Source organism: Ferrovibrio sp., from assembly GCF_002796975.1.
Lineage (GTDB): Bacteria > Pseudomonadota > Alphaproteobacteria > Ferrovibrionales > Ferrovibrionaceae > Ferrovibrio.
On record NZ_PEKV01000022.1, the window covers coordinates 59935 to 76094 of the forward strand.

18 protein-coding genes and 1 tRNA gene are annotated in these 16160 nt (G+C 64.2%); 11 read left to right on the forward strand and 8 right to left on the reverse strand.

Annotation, left to right across the window (positions count from 1 at the left end; translation table 11 throughout):
• Positions 1-473, reverse strand: a 473-nt coding sequence (locus tag CTR53_RS20365) for a 3-phosphoshikimate 1-carboxyvinyltransferase (protein ID WP_367159009.1), incomplete at its 3' end; no start/stop codon positions are given.
• A 163-nt stretch (positions 474-636) separates the two neighbouring features.
• On the opposite strand from CTR53_RS20365, the gene CTR53_RS20370 reads away from it, so the two are divergent.
• Positions 637-963 carry a TIGR02300 family protein gene (locus tag CTR53_RS20370; protein WP_290818032.1) on the forward strand — a complete coding sequence of 109 codons (327 nt, stop codon included), beginning with the start codon at positions 637-639 and terminating at the stop codon, positions 961-963.
• A gap of 131 nt (positions 964-1094) precedes the next feature.
• Positions 1095-1170 (forward strand) — tRNA-Ala (locus CTR53_RS20375).
• A 61-nt stretch (positions 1171-1231) separates the two neighbouring features.
• On the opposite strand, the gene CTR53_RS20380 is transcribed toward CTR53_RS20375, so the two are convergent.
• The gene (locus CTR53_RS20380; RefSeq protein WP_290818035.1) at positions 1232-1423 is read right to left on the reverse strand and encodes a hypothetical protein; all 192 of its coding nucleotides are present in this window, start codon (positions 1421-1423) and stop codon (positions 1232-1234) included.
• Positions 1424-1520: 97 nt separating this feature from the next.
• Between CTR53_RS20380 and CTR53_RS20385 the strand changes: the two genes are divergently transcribed.
• From CTR53_RS20385 to speE, 4 genes are all read left to right on the forward strand, one after another.
• Positions 1521-2081 carry a PAS domain-containing protein gene (locus CTR53_RS20385; RefSeq protein WP_290818038.1) on the forward strand — a complete coding sequence of 187 codons (561 nt, stop codon included), beginning with the start codon at positions 1521-1523 and terminating at the stop codon, positions 2079-2081.
• A gap of 20 nt (positions 2082-2101) precedes the next feature.
• Entirely contained in the window at positions 2102-3085 is a 984-nt protein-coding gene (locus CTR53_RS20390; protein ID WP_290818041.1) for a GNAT family N-acetyltransferase, read from the forward strand.
• Positions 3086-3421: 336 nt separating this feature from the next.
• Entirely contained in the window at positions 3422-3853 is a 432-nt protein-coding gene (gene speD / locus CTR53_RS20395; protein ID WP_290818044.1) for an adenosylmethionine decarboxylase, read from the forward strand.
• Entirely contained in the window at positions 3850-4857 is a 1008-nt protein-coding gene (gene speE / locus CTR53_RS20400) for a polyamine aminopropyltransferase (protein WP_290818047.1), read from the forward strand. The genes speD and speE overlap by 4 nt, the downstream gene beginning before the upstream one ends.
• 193 nt (positions 4858-5050) lie before the next feature.
• Here speE and CTR53_RS20405 read toward each other — a convergent pair whose 3' ends face one another.
• Positions 5051-7021, reverse strand: a complete 1971-nt coding sequence (locus tag CTR53_RS20405) for an APC family permease (protein ID WP_290818050.1) — start codon at positions 7019-7021, stop codon at positions 5051-5053.
• Positions 7022-7161: 140 nt separating this feature from the next.
• A complete protein-coding gene (locus CTR53_RS20410; RefSeq protein ID WP_290818054.1) occupies positions 7162-8367 on the reverse strand; it encodes an MFS transporter in 1206 nt (401 codons plus the stop codon).
• Positions 8368-8633: 266 nt separating this feature from the next.
• Here CTR53_RS20410 and CTR53_RS20415 point away from each other — a divergent pair, with 266 nt between their 5' ends.
• Together CTR53_RS20415 and CTR53_RS20420 are read left to right on the forward strand one after the other, a co-directional pair.
• Positions 8634-9113, forward strand: coding sequence for a hypothetical protein (locus CTR53_RS20415; protein ID WP_290818057.1), 480 nt, complete (start codon positions 8634-8636; stop codon positions 9111-9113).
• Between the two features lie 21 nt (positions 9114-9134).
• Entirely contained in the window at positions 9135-10028 is an 894-nt protein-coding gene (locus CTR53_RS20420; protein WP_290818061.1) for an EamA family transporter, read from the forward strand.
• Here the strand turns inward: CTR53_RS20420 and CTR53_RS20425 are convergent.
• Positions 9996-11234 (reverse strand): MFS transporter, encoded by a 1239-nt coding sequence (locus CTR53_RS20425; protein WP_290818064.1) that lies wholly within the window; start codon positions 11232-11234, stop codon positions 9996-9998. The two genes, CTR53_RS20420 and CTR53_RS20425, sit on opposite strands and share 33 nt — an antisense overlap.
• 90 nt (positions 11235-11324) lie before the next feature.
• Here CTR53_RS20425 and CTR53_RS20430 point away from each other — a divergent pair, with 90 nt between their 5' ends.
• Positions 11325-12098, forward strand: a complete 774-nt coding sequence (locus CTR53_RS20430) for a helix-turn-helix transcriptional regulator (protein WP_290818067.1) — start codon at positions 11325-11327, stop codon at positions 12096-12098.
• 90 nt (positions 12099-12188) lie between these two features.
• Here the strand turns inward: CTR53_RS20430 and CTR53_RS20435 are convergent, their stop codons facing one another.
• The 3 genes from CTR53_RS20435 to rmuC are packed head-to-tail and all read right to left on the reverse strand — an operon-like array spanning position 12189 to position 14571.
• Entirely contained in the window at positions 12189-12611 is a 423-nt protein-coding gene (locus tag CTR53_RS20435) for a cupin domain-containing protein (RefSeq protein WP_290818070.1), read from the reverse strand.
• The gene (locus CTR53_RS20440; protein ID WP_290818072.1) at positions 12608-13231 is read right to left on the reverse strand and encodes an exopolysaccharide biosynthesis protein; all 624 of its coding nucleotides are present in this window, start codon (positions 13229-13231) and stop codon (positions 12608-12610) included. The genes CTR53_RS20435 and CTR53_RS20440 overlap by 4 nt, the downstream gene beginning before the upstream one ends.
• Positions 13228-14571 carry a DNA recombination protein RmuC gene (rmuC, locus tag CTR53_RS20445; RefSeq protein ID WP_290818075.1) on the reverse strand — a complete coding sequence of 448 codons (1344 nt, stop codon included), beginning with the start codon at positions 14569-14571 and terminating at the stop codon, positions 13228-13230. Before rmuC ends, CTR53_RS20440 begins: the two co-directional genes overlap by 4 nt.
• A 91-nt stretch (positions 14572-14662) precedes the next feature.
• Between rmuC and def the strand changes: the two genes are divergently transcribed.
• A complete protein-coding gene (def, locus tag CTR53_RS20450) occupies positions 14663-15181 on the forward strand; it encodes a peptide deformylase (RefSeq protein WP_290818077.1) in 519 nt (172 codons plus the stop codon).
• 13 nt (positions 15182-15194) lie between these two features.
• Positions 15195-16118, forward strand: coding sequence for a methionyl-tRNA formyltransferase (fmt, locus tag CTR53_RS20455; protein ID WP_290818080.1), 924 nt, complete (start codon positions 15195-15197; stop codon positions 16116-16118).
• Positions 16119-16160: the final 42 nt, after the last annotated feature.

Sequence of the window (16160 nt, forward strand, 5' to 3'; positions counted from 1 at the left end):
AGCGGAAGCCGTCCGCCGCTGCGGCCGACAAAGCGCGCGCCGATGCGGGTCAGCGGCTCGACCACACGGCCCATCGGCCGGCGACGCAGCGACGCATCGCCCGTAAAGGTGGCAGCGAAATCGTGGCTCGCGACCAGGCCCATCACCAGACGCGCGCCGGTGCCGGCATTGCCCATGTCGAGCACGTCGGCCGGTTCGCTCAGGCCGCCGACGCCGACACCATGAACCTTCCAGTTGCCGTCCTCCAGCCGCTCGATCTCGGCGCCCATGGCGCGCATGGCGGCGGCGGTGCGCAGCACGTCTTCGCCCTCCAGCAATCCGCTGACCCGGGTTTCGCCGACGCTGAGCGCCCCGAAGATCAGGGAGCGGTGGGAAATCGACTTGTCGCCCGGGACTTTGGCCGCGCCGGCGAGGCCTTTTGACCCTGGACGGGACCGGAGCGGACGGGCGGTCTGGTCGGAACTGGCAGTCATGGCGGGGGATGATCCGGAAACGGCGGCCGGCATTGAAAAAAGCCGGCTGTAACGGGTTGACAGGGCGCGCTTCTTTAACACAATCGCGCCGCTCCGGCCAGCCGGCCGGCTGCCGCCTCCGGGCCTGTATTTTCCCGGTCGCCGATACATGGAGATTTGCTCGATGGCCAAAGCCGAATGGGGCGCCAAGCGCCGCTGCCTGAGTTGCGGCGCCGCTTTTTACGATCTGAACAAGTCGCCGATCACCTGCCCGAAATGCGGCACCGACTTCAATCCCGACGTGCTGATGAAAACCTCGCGCCGCCCGGCCAAGGTGGAAGAGCCGAAGAAGGTGGTGCCTAAGGCACCGGCTCCGGATGCGATCGACGATGAAGTCGAGGATACCGGCCTGGGCGACGACATTCTCGAAGACGCCGACGAGTTCGAGGAAGACGACGTCGCCGAGGAAATCGACGTCGACGCCCAGCCGGACGGCGACGAGGAACGCTAAGGAACAGAGTGGTTTGGGGTCGTTTTTCCGGCCCACGAAGCACTTGCAAACCAGCCGGGGGCGGCTTATGGTCCGCCCCCGCCGACGGACCCCGGGCCACTGCAAGGTTGCCCTTAAGTCCGTGATTTTATGGGGCCATAGCTCAGCTGGGAGAGCGCCTGCATGGCATGCAGGAGGTCAGCGGTTCGATCCCGCTTGGCTCCACCAAATCCTCAGGGAAGACTTCCGAAAACGCCCGTCCTTCAGGATGGGCGTTTTTCGTTGCGGCCTACTGGAAGAAACACAGGATGCCGTAGCAGGCGTCGAGCCAATGGCGGAACACGAAATACAGCGCCACATCCAGCGCGAGCAGCACCGCCAGCACCGGCAGGGCCACGAATTTCAGGAAATAGAGCAACGCCCAGCGCGTGAAGCGCGGGGCCGGGATCGCCATGCTGTGGATTCGCTCGAGACGGGCCATGCCGACTATGTAACCTGAAAGACGCATCGGCTTCGATAGCCTTTCAACGCCGCCGCGGCAGGCTTTACAGCCATCGGCGAGGCGGCAAAGCTGGGGCATGACAGATCAGCCCCCATCGGATCTGGCGCCCAGCCGCTCCACCTTTTCCACGACCGCCAGCCAGCTGCGGCGCGACTTCACGGCTGCGGATTGCCGCGAACCGGCGATCGGCCATCTGTACGATTACTGGCAGCGCCAGCGCGGCACGCATCGCTTTCCGGCGCGCGGCGACCTCGACCCCATCGACATGAAACCGGCGCTGGGTGGCATCACGATTTTCGAAATCCATCCCAAAGCCGACGGTGACGGCTTCCGTTTCCGCTACCGCCTGATCGGCTCGGCTATCGTGGCGCGCGACGGTTTCGACATGACCGGCCGCTTTCTCGACGAACTGCCGCTGATGCAGTACCGGACCTTACTGCTGGCCCGGCTGGACATGCTGGCGCGCGACCCCTCGCCGATGCTGGTGCACAACAAGCAGTTCTATGACGAGCGCTGGTACGATTACGAAGCGATCTGGCTGCCGCTGGCCACGGATCATGAAAATATCGACATGCTGATGGCCTGCCAGATTTTCGCCAGAAAGCCATCCAGCCATGTCGGCTTGCCCGTCGTATGAAAATGGCAGTCTGAGATCCGATGCAACTGACGTCGTGCATGAGTCCGGCCGACTGGGCCGCCGCGCAGAACGCACTCCGCTTCAGCGTGCTGGAACAGAGCTGGTGCTATGGCGCTGCCATAGCCGCCGTGACGCGGGGCAAGGTGCAGCCGGAACGCTGGCTGCTGCGCCGCGACGACGGCAGCATGGCCGGGCTTGCACAGGCTTTCGTGCGCCGCATCTCGTTGCTCGGCCATTTCGTGCGCCTGGTGCGCGGGCCGCTGTTCGTGCCGGGCCTGCCGCGCACGGAGCGTGAGGCCGCACTGGCCCTGATCCGGGCGCAATATCCGTGGCGCGCGCGCTGCCTGCTGTGGTGGCTGCCGGAACTGAATGGCGGCGCGGACTCCGACGCCACGATGGCACAACTCGGACTCCGGCCGATGATGACCGGCTATTCCTCGATCCGCTGCGACCTGCGTCCCACCCCGGACAAGCTGCGCGGCCAGCTCGACGGCAAGTGGCGCAACACGCTCAAGGCCGCCGAGAAATCCGCGCTGCTGATGGAAACCGCCAGCATCGCCGCCGGCACATGGAACGATGAAGCGTTTGCAGCCCTGGTCGGCGAACATGCGCAGCACCGCCTGGAAGAAGGCTTCGGCGGACCCGATGCACGCTTCTACGCCGCCTATGCCGAAGCCGCGAAGACAACCAGGCCGGACGGCGAAGATGCGCTGCTGTTCTGGGCCCATGCCGGCACGCATCAGGGCCGGGTGCGGCCGATCGCCGGTATTCTCGTCTTGCGGCATGGCCAAGCCGCGACCTATGCGATGGGCTGGAGCAATGAGGCCGGACGTCTGGTGAAGGCGCATTACCGCCTGCTCTGGCACGCGATGCTGACACTGCGCGACCTCGGCGTCACCGATTTCGATCTCGGCGGCGTGGACACCCAGCGCGGCGCCGGCGTGGCGCGCTTCAAACTAGGGCTGAACGGCGCGGTTTTCACCCTGGCCGGCAGCTACCTTTAAAGTCGTAAAACCGCGACCGAGCGGCGAATACAACCGGTCGAAAAGCCGGAAATTGTGACATCCCGTCCATAACTTAAAAAAAATCTCCCGGGGGGCCGATTGGGGGGCGATTCTGCTTGCATCAGGGGGGAAATGGCCCCATACCCCCCTCCTTGAGGCTGTTTGGAAAGTCGCGAACTGGCCGTTGGCGCCAATAGATTTCTCTGGGCCGGTGCCGACCGGAACCACGGGGCTTTCCCAACAGTCTCTCTGCCAATCGGATACCCCCTTACTGTCACCGGGGGTGCACTTTTTTCTCAGGATTGTGGAAAAGCAATCCCCGTGGTGGAGACCAGTATGAGCAAGAATAACCTGAAGCCCGCCCTCCATGCCGTTCAGAGCGAGGAGGCTGCGGTCGATGAGCATTTCATCTGCAAGGATGGCATGCGCTATGCCGGCATGCATCTGATCATCGATCTGTGGGGCGGCAAGCATCTCGACAATTTGGCACTGGTGAAGCAGACGCTGACCGAGGCTGTCTCGGAAATCGGCGCGACCCTGCTGAACATCGACCTGCATCATTTCGAGCCCAATGGCGGCATTTCCGGCGTGGCCGTGCTGGCCGAAAGCCACATGTCGATCCACACCTGGCCCGAGAAGGGCTATGCGGCGCTGGACGTCTTCGTCTGCGGCGACTGCCAGCCGCAGAAGGCGATTCCGGTACTGCGTCGCGCCTTCCTGCCCGACAATATCCAGTGCACCGAAATGAAGCGGGGCCTCGTCCTGTGACCACCTGGTTCAACGAAACCCTGTACAAGGGCTTCCGCCAGAGTCACGAGGTCAAGAAGGTTCTCTTCGAGGGCCGCTCGAAATACCAGAATGTCGGCGTGTTCGAGAGCGGTCGCTTCGGCCGTGTCCTCGCGCTCGACGGCGTGGTCCAGTGCACCGAAGGCGACGAATTCGTCTACCACGAGATGCTGACCCATCTGCCGATCCTGGCGCATGGCAAGGTCGAGTCCGTGCTGATCATCGGCGGCGGCGACGGCGGCATTCTGGAAGAAGTGCTGAAGCACAAGTCGGTCAAACGCGCCACCATGGTCGAGATCGACGGCGAAGTGATCGAGGTCGCCAGGAAGTATCTGCCGAAAATCTGCGGCAAGGCTTTCAGCGACAAGCGCACCAATCTCATCGTGGGTGATGGCGCGGCCTATGTGGCCGAAACCAGGAACCGCTACGACCTGGTGATCGTGGACCGCCCGGACCCGGTCGGGCCTGCGACTGTGCTGTTCAGCGAAGGTTTCTACCGCAACTGCCGTCGCGTGATGAAGCCGAATGCCATTCTCGTGGCGCAGAACGGCGTGCCGCATATGCAGGGCCCGGAACTGACGGAAGCCATCAAGCTGTTCCAGAAGATCTGGGCGGACTCCGGCAGCTATCTGGCCGTAGTGCCGACCTATGTCTGCGGCTTCATGTCGATGACCTGGGCCTGCGACCGCGACATCACCGATATCGATCCGCGCCAGGTATTCGCCCGGTTCGACAGGGCGAAGCTGCCGGCACTGCGCTACTACAATCCGGAAATCCATTTCGCCGCCTTTGCGCTGCCGAATTTCGTCGCCGGTCTGATCCCCGCGCCGAAGGCTGCCCCGAAGACTACTCCGAAGAAATCCGCCAAAAAGACCGGCCGCAAGCCTGTGGCAAAAAAGTCGCCGGCGAAGAAAAAGACTGCAAAGGCGCCCGCCAAGGCGAAGAAGGCTGCGGCGCCAAAGAAGAAAGCTGCTAAAAGGCGCTGACGAATTTCAGAGTTAAAAAAGCGAAGCTAGCTTTAACTCCATAAAACCCGCTGGGATCTCCGGCGGGTTTTTTATTGGCACAAGCCCCTTACCCTCCCGCTTCGCGGGTCCCTCCCTCTCCCACTTCATGGGAGAGGGTAAGAACCTGACTCCTTCTCCCGCTCGCGGGAGAGGGTTGGGGTGAGGGCCTTTCTCACACCTTCATCGGCAAAATCACCATCGGCGCGCCGCGCAGATGCAGCAGACGCTGCAGCGACAGAGCGGTCGCATTGTGCAGCAGGCGGGTGAAGACATTGTCGTGCCGGAAGACAAGCTTGGAGGCGAAGAAGACCGTGTTGGGGTAGGTCTGCAGCGCCTCGCCGGCCAGCTTGTCAAGCTGGTCGATCGTTTCGGTGCCGTATCCGACATAGCAATCCGTGGCGATGCCGCGTCGCTCGCACCAGTTGGAAAACCGCTTCAGGCGCGTGTCGATCTCGGCCTGCAGGCGGGCAACCTTGTCCTGGCCGTGGAACTGTTCGGTATCGATCTCACCCACGGTCAGGAAGATCACATTCTCGAACTGGTTGGGAAACAGGGTCAGTGCCGCCAGCAGCGTGTGCATCGCCACACCGTCGCGCGAGCCTAAGAACAGCGCCGCGGTGCGCGCCTTGGGATCCGGCACCAGATCATGCCGCGGCGCTTCGCCATGGCCGTTGCCGAACAGCGCATCGGCTTCGGCCAGCTGGCGGTTCACGCTATCGTAATGCCGCCTGATCGCCAGGCCGAGCAGGACGACGAAACCGGTGGCCAGCACGGTGAACCAGGCGCCATCGGCGAATTTCTCCACCAAGGTCACCATCAGGATGCCGAAGGTGACGATGAAGCCGAGCAGCGACTGCGCCAGGCCGAAGATCCAGCGTTTCTCGGCACGATGGGTGAGCCAGTAGCGGCACAGGCCAGCGAGGCAGAGCGAGAAGGTCAGGAACACGTTGATCGAGTAGAGCACGACCAGGAAATGCACCTGGCCGCCGGTGATCCACAATGCGACGATGGCGGCCACCGCCATCACGACGATGCCGTCCTGCGTCACCAGCCGGTCGGACAGCTGGCTGAACTGGTGCGGCATCCAGCGGTCGACCGCCATGTTGGCCAGCACGGCCGGGCCGCCGAGGAAGCCGGTATTGGCAGCGACGAACAGCAGGGCAGCGGCGAAGGCCAGCGTGATGGCCAGCAGCACCGGCACGATAGGGCCGCCGCCGGTCAGTTCGGTCAGCACCGCTTCGAACACCGTGGCATTGAGCGTGCGGCCGTCCTGCTTGCCGACATGCCAGAGCAGGTAGAGCGCGATCAGGCCAGCCGCCATGAAGGCGAGCGACAGCGCCATGTAGAGCATGGTCCATTTGCCGGTGCGTACGCGTGGCTCGCGCAGCATGTTGACGTTGTTCGACACCGCCTCGATACCGGTATAGGTACCGCCGCCCATGGCAAAGGCCTTCAGCAGCAGCGCGATCACACCGACCATGCCGATCTCGGCCGAGAAGTTGCGCGTCTCGGTGATGGTGTCTGGGATCAACGCTGGCAGATGCGCGGCATGCATGCCAATGCCCGCCACGATCAGCACCGCATGGGTGAGGATGAAGCCGAGGAACAGCGGCACCAGCAGCGCAATCGGTTCCTTCATGCCGCGCAGGTTCAGGCCGGCCAGCAGCAGCACGACCAGCGATTCCACCGGCAGCTTCCACATGCGGTATTCCGGCGGCACCAGGCTGAACAGCGCGTCGACGCCGCTGGCTACCGAAATGGCAATGGTGAGCACATAGTCGATGATCAGCGCCGAGCCGGATAACAGCCCGGCATGGCTGCCGATCAGTTCGGTGGCGACCTTGTAACCGCCGCCGCCATTGGGAAACAGCGCGATGACCTGGTTGTAGGAAAACGCGATGATGAAGACAGTGAGTGCGGTGGCCACCGCGAGATAAAGCGCGAGATGCGTATGCGGTCCGAGCGCCAGGAAGGCTTCTTCCGGACCGTAGTTGGCCGAGGAGAGTCCGTCGGCGCCAAGGCCGACCCAGGCCACGAAGGCGGCCAGCGCGATATGCTGGCGTACTTTGGGAGAAAGCGGATCGAGAGGTGCGCCCAGAAACAGGCGCTTGAGCCTTTCCAGGCTCAGCCAGTGCAGGTTCATGATGTCACGTTGGGGGAGGTGGAGAGGCCAGTTGCCTGTCGCAAGGCATTCACTGTGCGAATGCGGCGCGGATGCTCTGCCTGTTCGCAAATTTCGTCAAGCTGCAGAAAGCGCATAGCCGCAATGCGGCCCGGAAATGGTTATTTCCGCGATTTCACGGCAAAAACAAAGCCGGCGGCGGAGATCAGCATCGCCACCAGCATGGTGAATGTAACTGCCGCATAACCGCCGGTCGCCTGCCAGATCAGGGCGGCGAGCGACGGCGCGATGGCCGCCGCGATGCTGGCCGGCAGGGTGAGCGCGCCGCTGATCGCGCCGAAGCCTTCGCGCCCGAGCAGGTCGGGCACCGAGGTGCCGCGCAGGATTGTCATCATGCCATTGGCCGCGCCATAGACCGCCGCCATCATGAACAACGCCGGCACAACGGATGGGAAGAACACCAGCACCAGCATCGCCAGCACGAACAGGCTCATGACGATATAGCCGGTCGCCACGGTTTCGATCTTGCGACCGAACAGCAGCAGGATGCGTCCGCCGACCTGCGCCGGACCGATCACGGTGATGATTGCCACGGCTGTGGCCAGGGCGATGCCGTATTCCGCCAGCATCGGCAGGAAATGGAAGATCAGCATGGCATGCGCCAGCAGATAAAACGTGAAACAGACCGCCAGACCCCAGAAGACAGGGTTGCGGAGAGCGCGCTGCATGGGCGTTTTGTCGCCGATCTGCGCCGGCGCATCGTTTGGCGGGCGCGTCCGGTCGCGCAGCAGCAGCGCATGCACGGGCAGACAGAAGACCAGATTGCACGCGGCCATCAGCAGCAGCGCAGTCTGCCAGCCGAGGCTTTCGATCCACCAGGCAATCAGCGGCGTGAACACCGTGCTGGCAAAGCCGCCGATCAGCGTCAGCATGGTGATGCGCACTTTCGCGCTGTCGGGGAACAGCCGCGTCAGCACGGCAAAAACCGGCGTGTAGAGCGTGCAGGCCTGCGCGATGCCCAAGCCGAACCAGATCGCATAGAACAGCACCGGATCGCGCACATAGGCCCAGGCGACGAACAGCAGCACGGCGAGCAGCGAGCCGATGCTCATCACCAGCCGGCCGCCATAGGCGTCGATGACGCGGCCGAGCGGATAGGCGGCGAAACCGGCAGTCAGAAGTCCGAGGGAGAGCGCGCCATTCAGCAGGCTGCGGCTCCAGCCGAACTCTGCTTCCATCGAGGCGATGAAGAGCGGGAAGCCGTAAAAGATGGTGCCCCAGGAGACCAGCTGGGCGACCGACAGCATGGCGACCAGCGGCCAGCCGTCGCGGCGCCAACCTCCGGCACGAAAGGATGCGAGACTCATTGCCGGGGTTATAGCGCCCTGCCCGGCGCAGCGGCATGAGTTTTTCTTATGAGGCGGAAAAGCGGGGCATCTACAGAAACTGGGTTCCCGCTTTCGCGGGAACGACGAATAACTCCAATCGTCATCCCCGCGCCCGGCGGCCTTGCCGCCTTACATATACTGTCGCGCAAAGCGCGACGGGCGGGGATCCAGACTTTGTCGTCTTGAAACCCACCCTCAAAAAATGATACATTATAACACTCATCCATCCCGCAACGAGGCCCACCATGCGCCGTCGCCAGTTCCTGACCGCCTCCGTCGCCGGTTTCGCCTGCACGGCAGCCGCCAGTCCTGCCCTGGCGCTTTCAATCCAAGATGCCCCTGCCCATCTGCGGCTCGGTCCGCCCGACCTGGCAGGCGCACTGGACTGGAGCCAGCTGGCCCGTGCCGGCGAGAGCATGTATCGCGACGGCCGCATCAGCCGCTTCCCCGCCGATCTGCATGTGCTGGACGGCCAGGACGTGACGCTGGCCGGTTATATGATGCCGTTCCATGACGGCGAGCGGCACAGCGAGTTCGTGCTGGGGGCGCTGCAGTTCCACTGCCCAGCCTGCATGATGGGCGACCTGCGCCGGCTGGTGGCGGTGAAGGCCGCCGCGCCGATTGCCCACACGGAAGGCCCGCTGGCGATCCGCGGCCGGCTGCGGCTGCTGGAAGATTCGGCCTCGCCGCTGTACTACCGGCTGGACGCTGCGACCACGGCCTGATCCGGAACGTACATTCTGTCCATGACGACTTCTGATTCCGCGCAGGGCAAGCTGCGCGCCACCCTGATCGGCACCATCGCCATCTGGCTCTGGGCCGCACTTGCCCTCTTCACCACGCTGACGCCGAACGTGCCGGCGCTGCAGCTCACCGCCATGACCTTCACGCTGTCGGCACTGGCCGCCATCATTATGTGGATCCTGCGCGGCGACGGTGTCGTGAAACACTTCCGCCTCAGCAAAGCCGCCTGGGCGCTCGGCGTCGGCGGGCTGTTCGGCTACCACGCGCTGTATTTCCTGGCGCTGAAACTGGCGCCGCCGCTGGAAGCCAGCCTGATCAACTATCTCTGGCCTCTATTGATCGTGCTGTTCTCGGCATTGCTGCCGGGCGAAAGACTGCGCTGGTTCCATATCGCCGGCGCGGGCTGCGGTCTGATCGGCACGGTTATCCTGATCGCCGGCAAAGGCGAGATCGGTTTCGATTGGCGTTATGCGGCGGGCTACGCCGCCGCCTTTGCCTGCGCCTTCACCTGGTCGATCTATTCGGTGCTGAGCCGGCGCTTCGCCACCGTTCCCACTGATGCGGTCGGCGCCTTCTGCGCCGCCACGGCTGTGCTGTCGTGGATCGGCCACTTCATGTTCGAGACCACGTCATGGCCGGCAGATACCTATGAATGGGCCGCCGTCGCCGCGCTGGGCCTCGGTCCGGTCGGACTGGCTTTCTTCTGCTGGGACCACGGCATGAAGCGCGGCGATGTGCGCGCCCTCGGTACTATGGCCTACGCGGCGCCGTTGCTGTCGACCCTGCTGCTGATCGTCTTCGGTCAGGGTACGCTGACGCTGCCGGTGATCCTCGCCTGCGCGCTGATCGTCGGCGGCGCCGTGCTAGGCACGGCTGACCTGCGGCGTCGCCGCTGAGGGCGGCACGGCTTCTTTGCGCATGTCTTCCTCGGTGGGCGAACCGCCGGGGAAAACCAGTGCCGAAAGGAAGATGCTGAAGCCCAGCACCGCCAGCACGCCGAACAGCGTGTCGAAACCGCCGCCGCGTTCGTAGACCAGCGCGATCAGCGGCACGGCCGTGGCGCTGGCGCCGAACGACAGCAGATAGCGCAGCGAAAACGCCCGCGCCCGCCATTCATCCGACGTGTAGCGCGCCACCATGGTGTCGTTGATCGTGACCTGGCCGAACACGGCGAACATCACACCGAGGCAGGGCAGGATCAGCCACCAGCTTTCCGTAAAGCCGGCCAGCAGCAGGCACGGCGCCTGCAGGAAAGACACCACCACAAAGATCTGCTTCAGCGTATAGCGGTCGACCAGACGGCCGATGATCAGCTGCGCCATCGCGCCGGCGAGATACACCACGAAGACCAGCAGGCTGATGCCAACCGGCGTGCCGATCAGGTCATGCATGCGTTCGCTGAACAGCTTGGGCAAAACAATCGTCGCCGCGTTGAACACCACGCCGCCGCTGACGCCCACCACCGCCAGCACGGCAAAGGCGCGCATGGCAATGGCGCGCGGCACGGCCTTTTGCGGCCTGCCCTTGCGCGGCGGGCTGGCATGTTCGGGCACCATGGCGAGATAGGCGATACCGAACAGGATCGAGATTGCACCCGGAAGGATGAAGGCGAAGCGCCAGCCGAGGAACTGTGCGATGGCGCCGGTGACGAGCGCCGCGCAGGCGACGCCGACATTGCCCCAGACGCCGTTCAGGCCGAGTTCGCGGCCGAGCGTTTCAGAGCCGAGCGAGTCCGCATGCGCGGTCAGCATCGCGGTGCCGACCGGATGATAGATCGAGGCGAACAGCCCCATCAGCGTGAGGCCTATCGCGAGCGTGATCATCGACGAGGTCAGCCCGGTGAAAATCGCAGCCGTGCCGATGCCGAGGAAAAAGACGCCGAGCATGTTGCGCCGGCTCCATTTGTCGCCGAGCCAGCCGGACGGGATCGAGCCGGCGCCAAAGGCAATGAAGCCGCCGATGGAGAGCGCCAGCAGTTCGCCGTAGCTGTTGCCGAAATCCGCGCCCATCGCCAGCACGGCGGTGGGGAAGATCAGCATGAACATATGGTCGAACAGATGCGCGATGTTGACGTAGTTGATGACGCGGCGGGCCAGCGACATGGACGGAATCCTGATGAGAAATGATTGCAGCAACCACCATAACCATGTCTGATAGGAATTGTCCTGCCCTATTCTATCGAGAATCGGACAATGCCGGCCAAGCGCAGCACGAATGCCGAGGATTACCAGCGCATCGCCCGCCCGGTGGCGGCGATGCCGAAGGATTTCGTCTCCGGGCACCATATCGCCCGCCACAGCCATGAACGCGGTCAGTTGCTCTATGCCACGCGCGGCGTGATGCGGATCAGCACGGTTCAAGGGACGTGGGTGGTACCACCGCAGCGCGCGCTGTGGATTCCGCCCGGCATCGAGCATGAAATCCGCATGAGCGGCGCGGTGGCGATGCGCACGCTCTATATCGCACCGGAAACGGCGGGGAACCTGCCGGCCGACTGCCAGGTGATCGAGGTGTCGGACCTGTTGCGCGCGCTGATCCTCGCCGCCATGGAGGAACCGATGGAGTATGACAGCGGCTCGCGCGGCGAGGCGATCGCACAACTGCTGCTGCATGAGCTGCGCGGCGTGGCGGTGGTGCCGCTGCATCTGCCGCTGCCGCAGGATACCCGGCTGCAGGCGATCTGTCGGCTGGTGATCGAGCGCCTGGGCACGGATACCGATATCGAGACACTGGCGCGCGACGCCGGCATGAGCAGCCGCAGCCTCGCCCGCCTGTTTCAGCGCGAGACCGGCATGGGCTTCCTTGCCTGGCGCCAGCAGGCGCGGCTGGCCGAAGCGCTGGCGCAATTGAGCACGGGCAAGCCCGTCGCACTGGTAGCGCAGGATCTGGGCTATGCCAGCCCAGCGGCGTTTACGGCGATGTTCAGGCGAAGCCTCGGCACGACGCCGGGGAAGTATTTTTCATGATTGTCATGGCCGGGCTTGTCCCGGCCATCCACGTCTAAAAAACAAGGCGTGGATCCCCGGGACAAGCCCGGGGATGACAGTGAGGGAGCGTCAGGGCCCCCAGCCCTTCGGCGCCAGTTCGAAACCGCTGAACTCAAACCCCGGCGCAACGGTGCATCCGACCAGCGTCCACTCGCCAAGTGTTTCCGCCGCCTGCCACCAGCCGGTCGGTACGATGCCCTGCGGGCGCTCGCCCTTCGCCAGATCGTTGCCGAGCGTGATCATGCGGATGCCGCCGCCCTTCTTCTCGGCGATGCGCAGCATCAGCGGCGCGCCGGCATGCCAGTGCCAGGTCTCGACGGCATCCACCTTATGCCAGTGCGAGACCTCACCCTGCTTCAGCAGAAAGTAGATCGCGGTCGAGCGGCTGCGGCCATTTGCATCCACCGCTGGATCGCGAAACGTCTCGACGTAATGCCCGCCTTCGGGATGCGGCTGCAGGCCGAGCAGCCTGATCACGTCATCGGCTGTCATCCGAAAATCCGGTCGAGAATGGCGAGCCCCACATCAAGCAGGAACCAGACCCAGCCGGTGGCGACCACACTCGACGCCACCGCAGCGACCACCAGTGCGCCGTCGCGTTCGACCTGGCCCAGGGCAGCCAGGATGATCGCCCAGGCCGGAATGAGATTGCCGAACGGGATCGGCAGCGACAGCAGGATGGCGTTCCACAGAATCAGCCCGCCGATCAGGCGGCTCGCCAGCGGCCCGGCGGCCAGATGCGTGAAACGCGGCCGGACGAAGCGTTCGATTTTGACAATATACGGCAGCGCGGGGCGCAGCAGTTTTGCGACATCGCGACGCGCGAAGCTGCGTGCCCGCCAGCTGGCCGGGAACCACGGCGTGCGGAAACCGAGCAGCATCTGCACCGAGAGCAGCAGCAAAGGCGCGCCGAGGATCGCGGAAAGCCCGGGCGCGATCGGCGCCGGAATGCCGTTGGGCAACGCGAAGACCAGCACGAGGAAACCGAAGCTGCGCAGGCCGAAGGCACGCAGCAACTCGTCCAGGCTGATGCGGTCGCTGTCCGGCCCGTTGCAGATCGCTGCGACGATCTCGCTGACCTTTTCCGGGCCAGCCTGTGGCTGCTCGCTCATTTCCCGCTTAAGCCGGGAAGCTGCGGCGTGACATCTTCAACATCGGCTTCGATCACATCATCCATCGGTTCGCTCACATTCAGCCGCGCCAGCTGGTCCGGCGCCGCCTTGCTGGGGCGTATACCGTACTTCGCAAGTTGGCGAATTTGAGGCAGGACGTTGCGATTGATCGAACCGCTGAAATTCGACAGGGCATCGGCCGCCGTCTTGACGCTCTTGTTCAGCGTCACCACATGGCTGAGCGAGACCGCCAGGTTATTGGTGAGTTTCGTCACCAGTTCGACGATCTTGTCGAGATTCTCGGCCTGCCGGCCGGTGTCGATCTGCATCCGCGAATAGGCGATCAGGGCAAACAGCGAGGACGGCCCGGCCAGCATCACATCGGCCGCAATGGCGCGCTGTTCGAAATCCGGCGCCGCCAGCCGCAGCTTTTCGACTGCCGCATCATTGGGCAAGGTCATCGCGACGATGCTGCGCTTGATGCTGCCACCGCGCTTCGATTCCCTGTAGGCCGCCAGCACGGCATTGCCGTAATCCTTGGCGGTGAGCTGGCGCAGATGCGTGTTCATGCGCTGCGCCAGCGACTGCTGCGCTGTCGCTTCCGCCGCCTCGCCTTCAGCCTCGGCCAGATCGAGCAGCAGCTTGGACGCCTTGGAATCGACCACCAGCACGGCATCGCCCGGCAGGAAGACGATCGCATCGGGACGCAATGCACCGCGCTCGCCGTCGCCGGCCACATGATACTGCATGATGAAATCGACGCCGGGCTGCAGGCCGAAGGTCTTCAGCGTGTTTTCCAGCCCGATCTCGGCCAGCCGGCCGGCGCCGCCGGGATGCGACAGCATGCGGTGGATGGCATCGACCCGGCTGTTGTCCTTCTGCTGCTGCGCCACGGTGGCGGCCACGACCTGCGCCACCTCGGTCATCTGCTTGACCACGCCTTCGGTGACCTGCTGGACCTTCTTCTGCGACTCTTCCTTCTGCGCTTCGGCCTCGCGCTTGTGGTCGGCCAGCAGCTTGTTCGACATCTGGGCAGCGGATTCCAGCGCCGCGGCCTTGGCCGCCTGGGTGGCGGTTTCAGCCAGCTTTTCGAAGGCCTGGCTCTTCACTGCCAGTTCGCTGCGCAGGCCGGCGGCGGCGCGTTCGGCCTCCAGCCGGGCAGCCTGAGCGCCCGCCGCCTCGTCACGGGCGGCATCCAGCTGATCGCGCAGTTCGGCCACCAGCGCAGCCTCGCCGCCAGAACGCCCCCCGCGCCTGAGCAGGAAAACCAGCAGAATCAGGATGATCGCCAGGCCGGCAATGCTGGCGATTCCGAGAATCGGCACTATATCCATGGACATGGCCGTTCATATCATGCGGGCTTGACGGACTGCCAGCCCACAGCCTATGTGACGGCCCAGAATTAAGGCGCTGTATCGCGGATTTTGAACCATGGCCCTGCTGCCCATCCTCATTGCCCCGGACCCGGTCCTGGAAACCGTCTCGACCCCGGTCGACGCGGTGACGGACGAGGTGCGCCAGCAGCTGGATGACATGCTGGAGACCATGTATGCCGCGCCGGGCATCGGTCTTGCCGCCATCCAGGTCGGCATCGCCAAGCGCATGCTGGTGATCGACATCAGCCGCGACGGCGACGAGAAGCAGCCGCTGTATATCATCAACCCGGAAATCACCTGGGTGTCGGACGACGACCAGCTGTATGAAGAAGGCTGCCTGTCGCTGCCCGAACACTATGCCGAAGTCGAGCGCCCGGCCGAGGTGAAGGTCAGCTATCTCGACCGCAATGGCGAGAAACAGGAACTGCACGCCGATGGACTCCTCGCCGTCTGTCTGCAGCATGAGATGGATCATCTCGAAGGCATTCTGTTCGTCGACCATATCTCTGCGCTGAAGCGCAACATGATCCTGCGCAAGCTGCTGAAGCAGAAGCGCTTCGCCGCCGCCGGCTGAGCCGGACTTCGGCATGACGAAACTGCGTCTGGTCTTCATGGGCACGCCGGATTTCGCCGTGCCGGTGCTGGATGCCTTTCTGAAAAACGGTGACGAGATCGCGGCCGTCTACAGCCAGCCGCCGCGCCCGGCCGGCCGCGGCCAGAAACTGACGCCGTCGCCGGTGCAGGCTTTTGCCGAGCAGAACGGTCTGGACGCGCGTCATCCTGTCAGCCTGAAGACGCCGGAGGCGCAGGCCGAGTTCACCGCCCTCAACGCAGATGCCGCCATTGTTGTGGCCTATGGCCTGCTGCTGCCCAAGCCGATCCTCGAGGCGCCGAAACATGGCTGCTTCAACCTGCATGCCTCGCTGCTGCCGCGCTGGCGCGGCGCCGCGCCGATCCACCGCGCCATCATGGCGGGCGATACCGAAACCGGCGTCTGCGCCATGCAGATGGATGTCGGGCTCGATACCGGCCCGGTGCTGCTGCGCGAGACCGTGCCGATCACGCCGCGCATGACGGTGAGCGAACTGCATAACGAACTGGTGCGCGTCGGTGCGCCGCTGATGCTGCGCGCCGTGCATGGTTTTGCCAAGGGCGAGATACAGCCCCAGGTGCAGGCGACCGAGGGCGTCACCTACGCCGCCAAGCTGCTGAAGGACGAAGGCCGCATCGACTGGAGCCGGAGCGCTGTCGAGATCGACCGCGCCGTGCGCGCGCTCAATCCCGGCATCGGGACGTCTTTTGAGCTGAACGGCGAACGTATCAAACTGCTAGCCGCCGAGCCTGTCGATGGCCGTGATACACTGGGAACGGCACTGGATGATGCCGGCACCATCGCTTGTGGAGAGGGCGCGCTCAGACTGCTGAAGTTGCAACGTCCCGGCAAGACGCCGGTCGCCATCGGCGATTTCCTGCGCGGCCTGCCGCTACCGAAGGGGAGCCGGGTTGGTTAAGCCGGCGCAAACGCAGGACGTGGATGGCCGGGACAAGCCCGG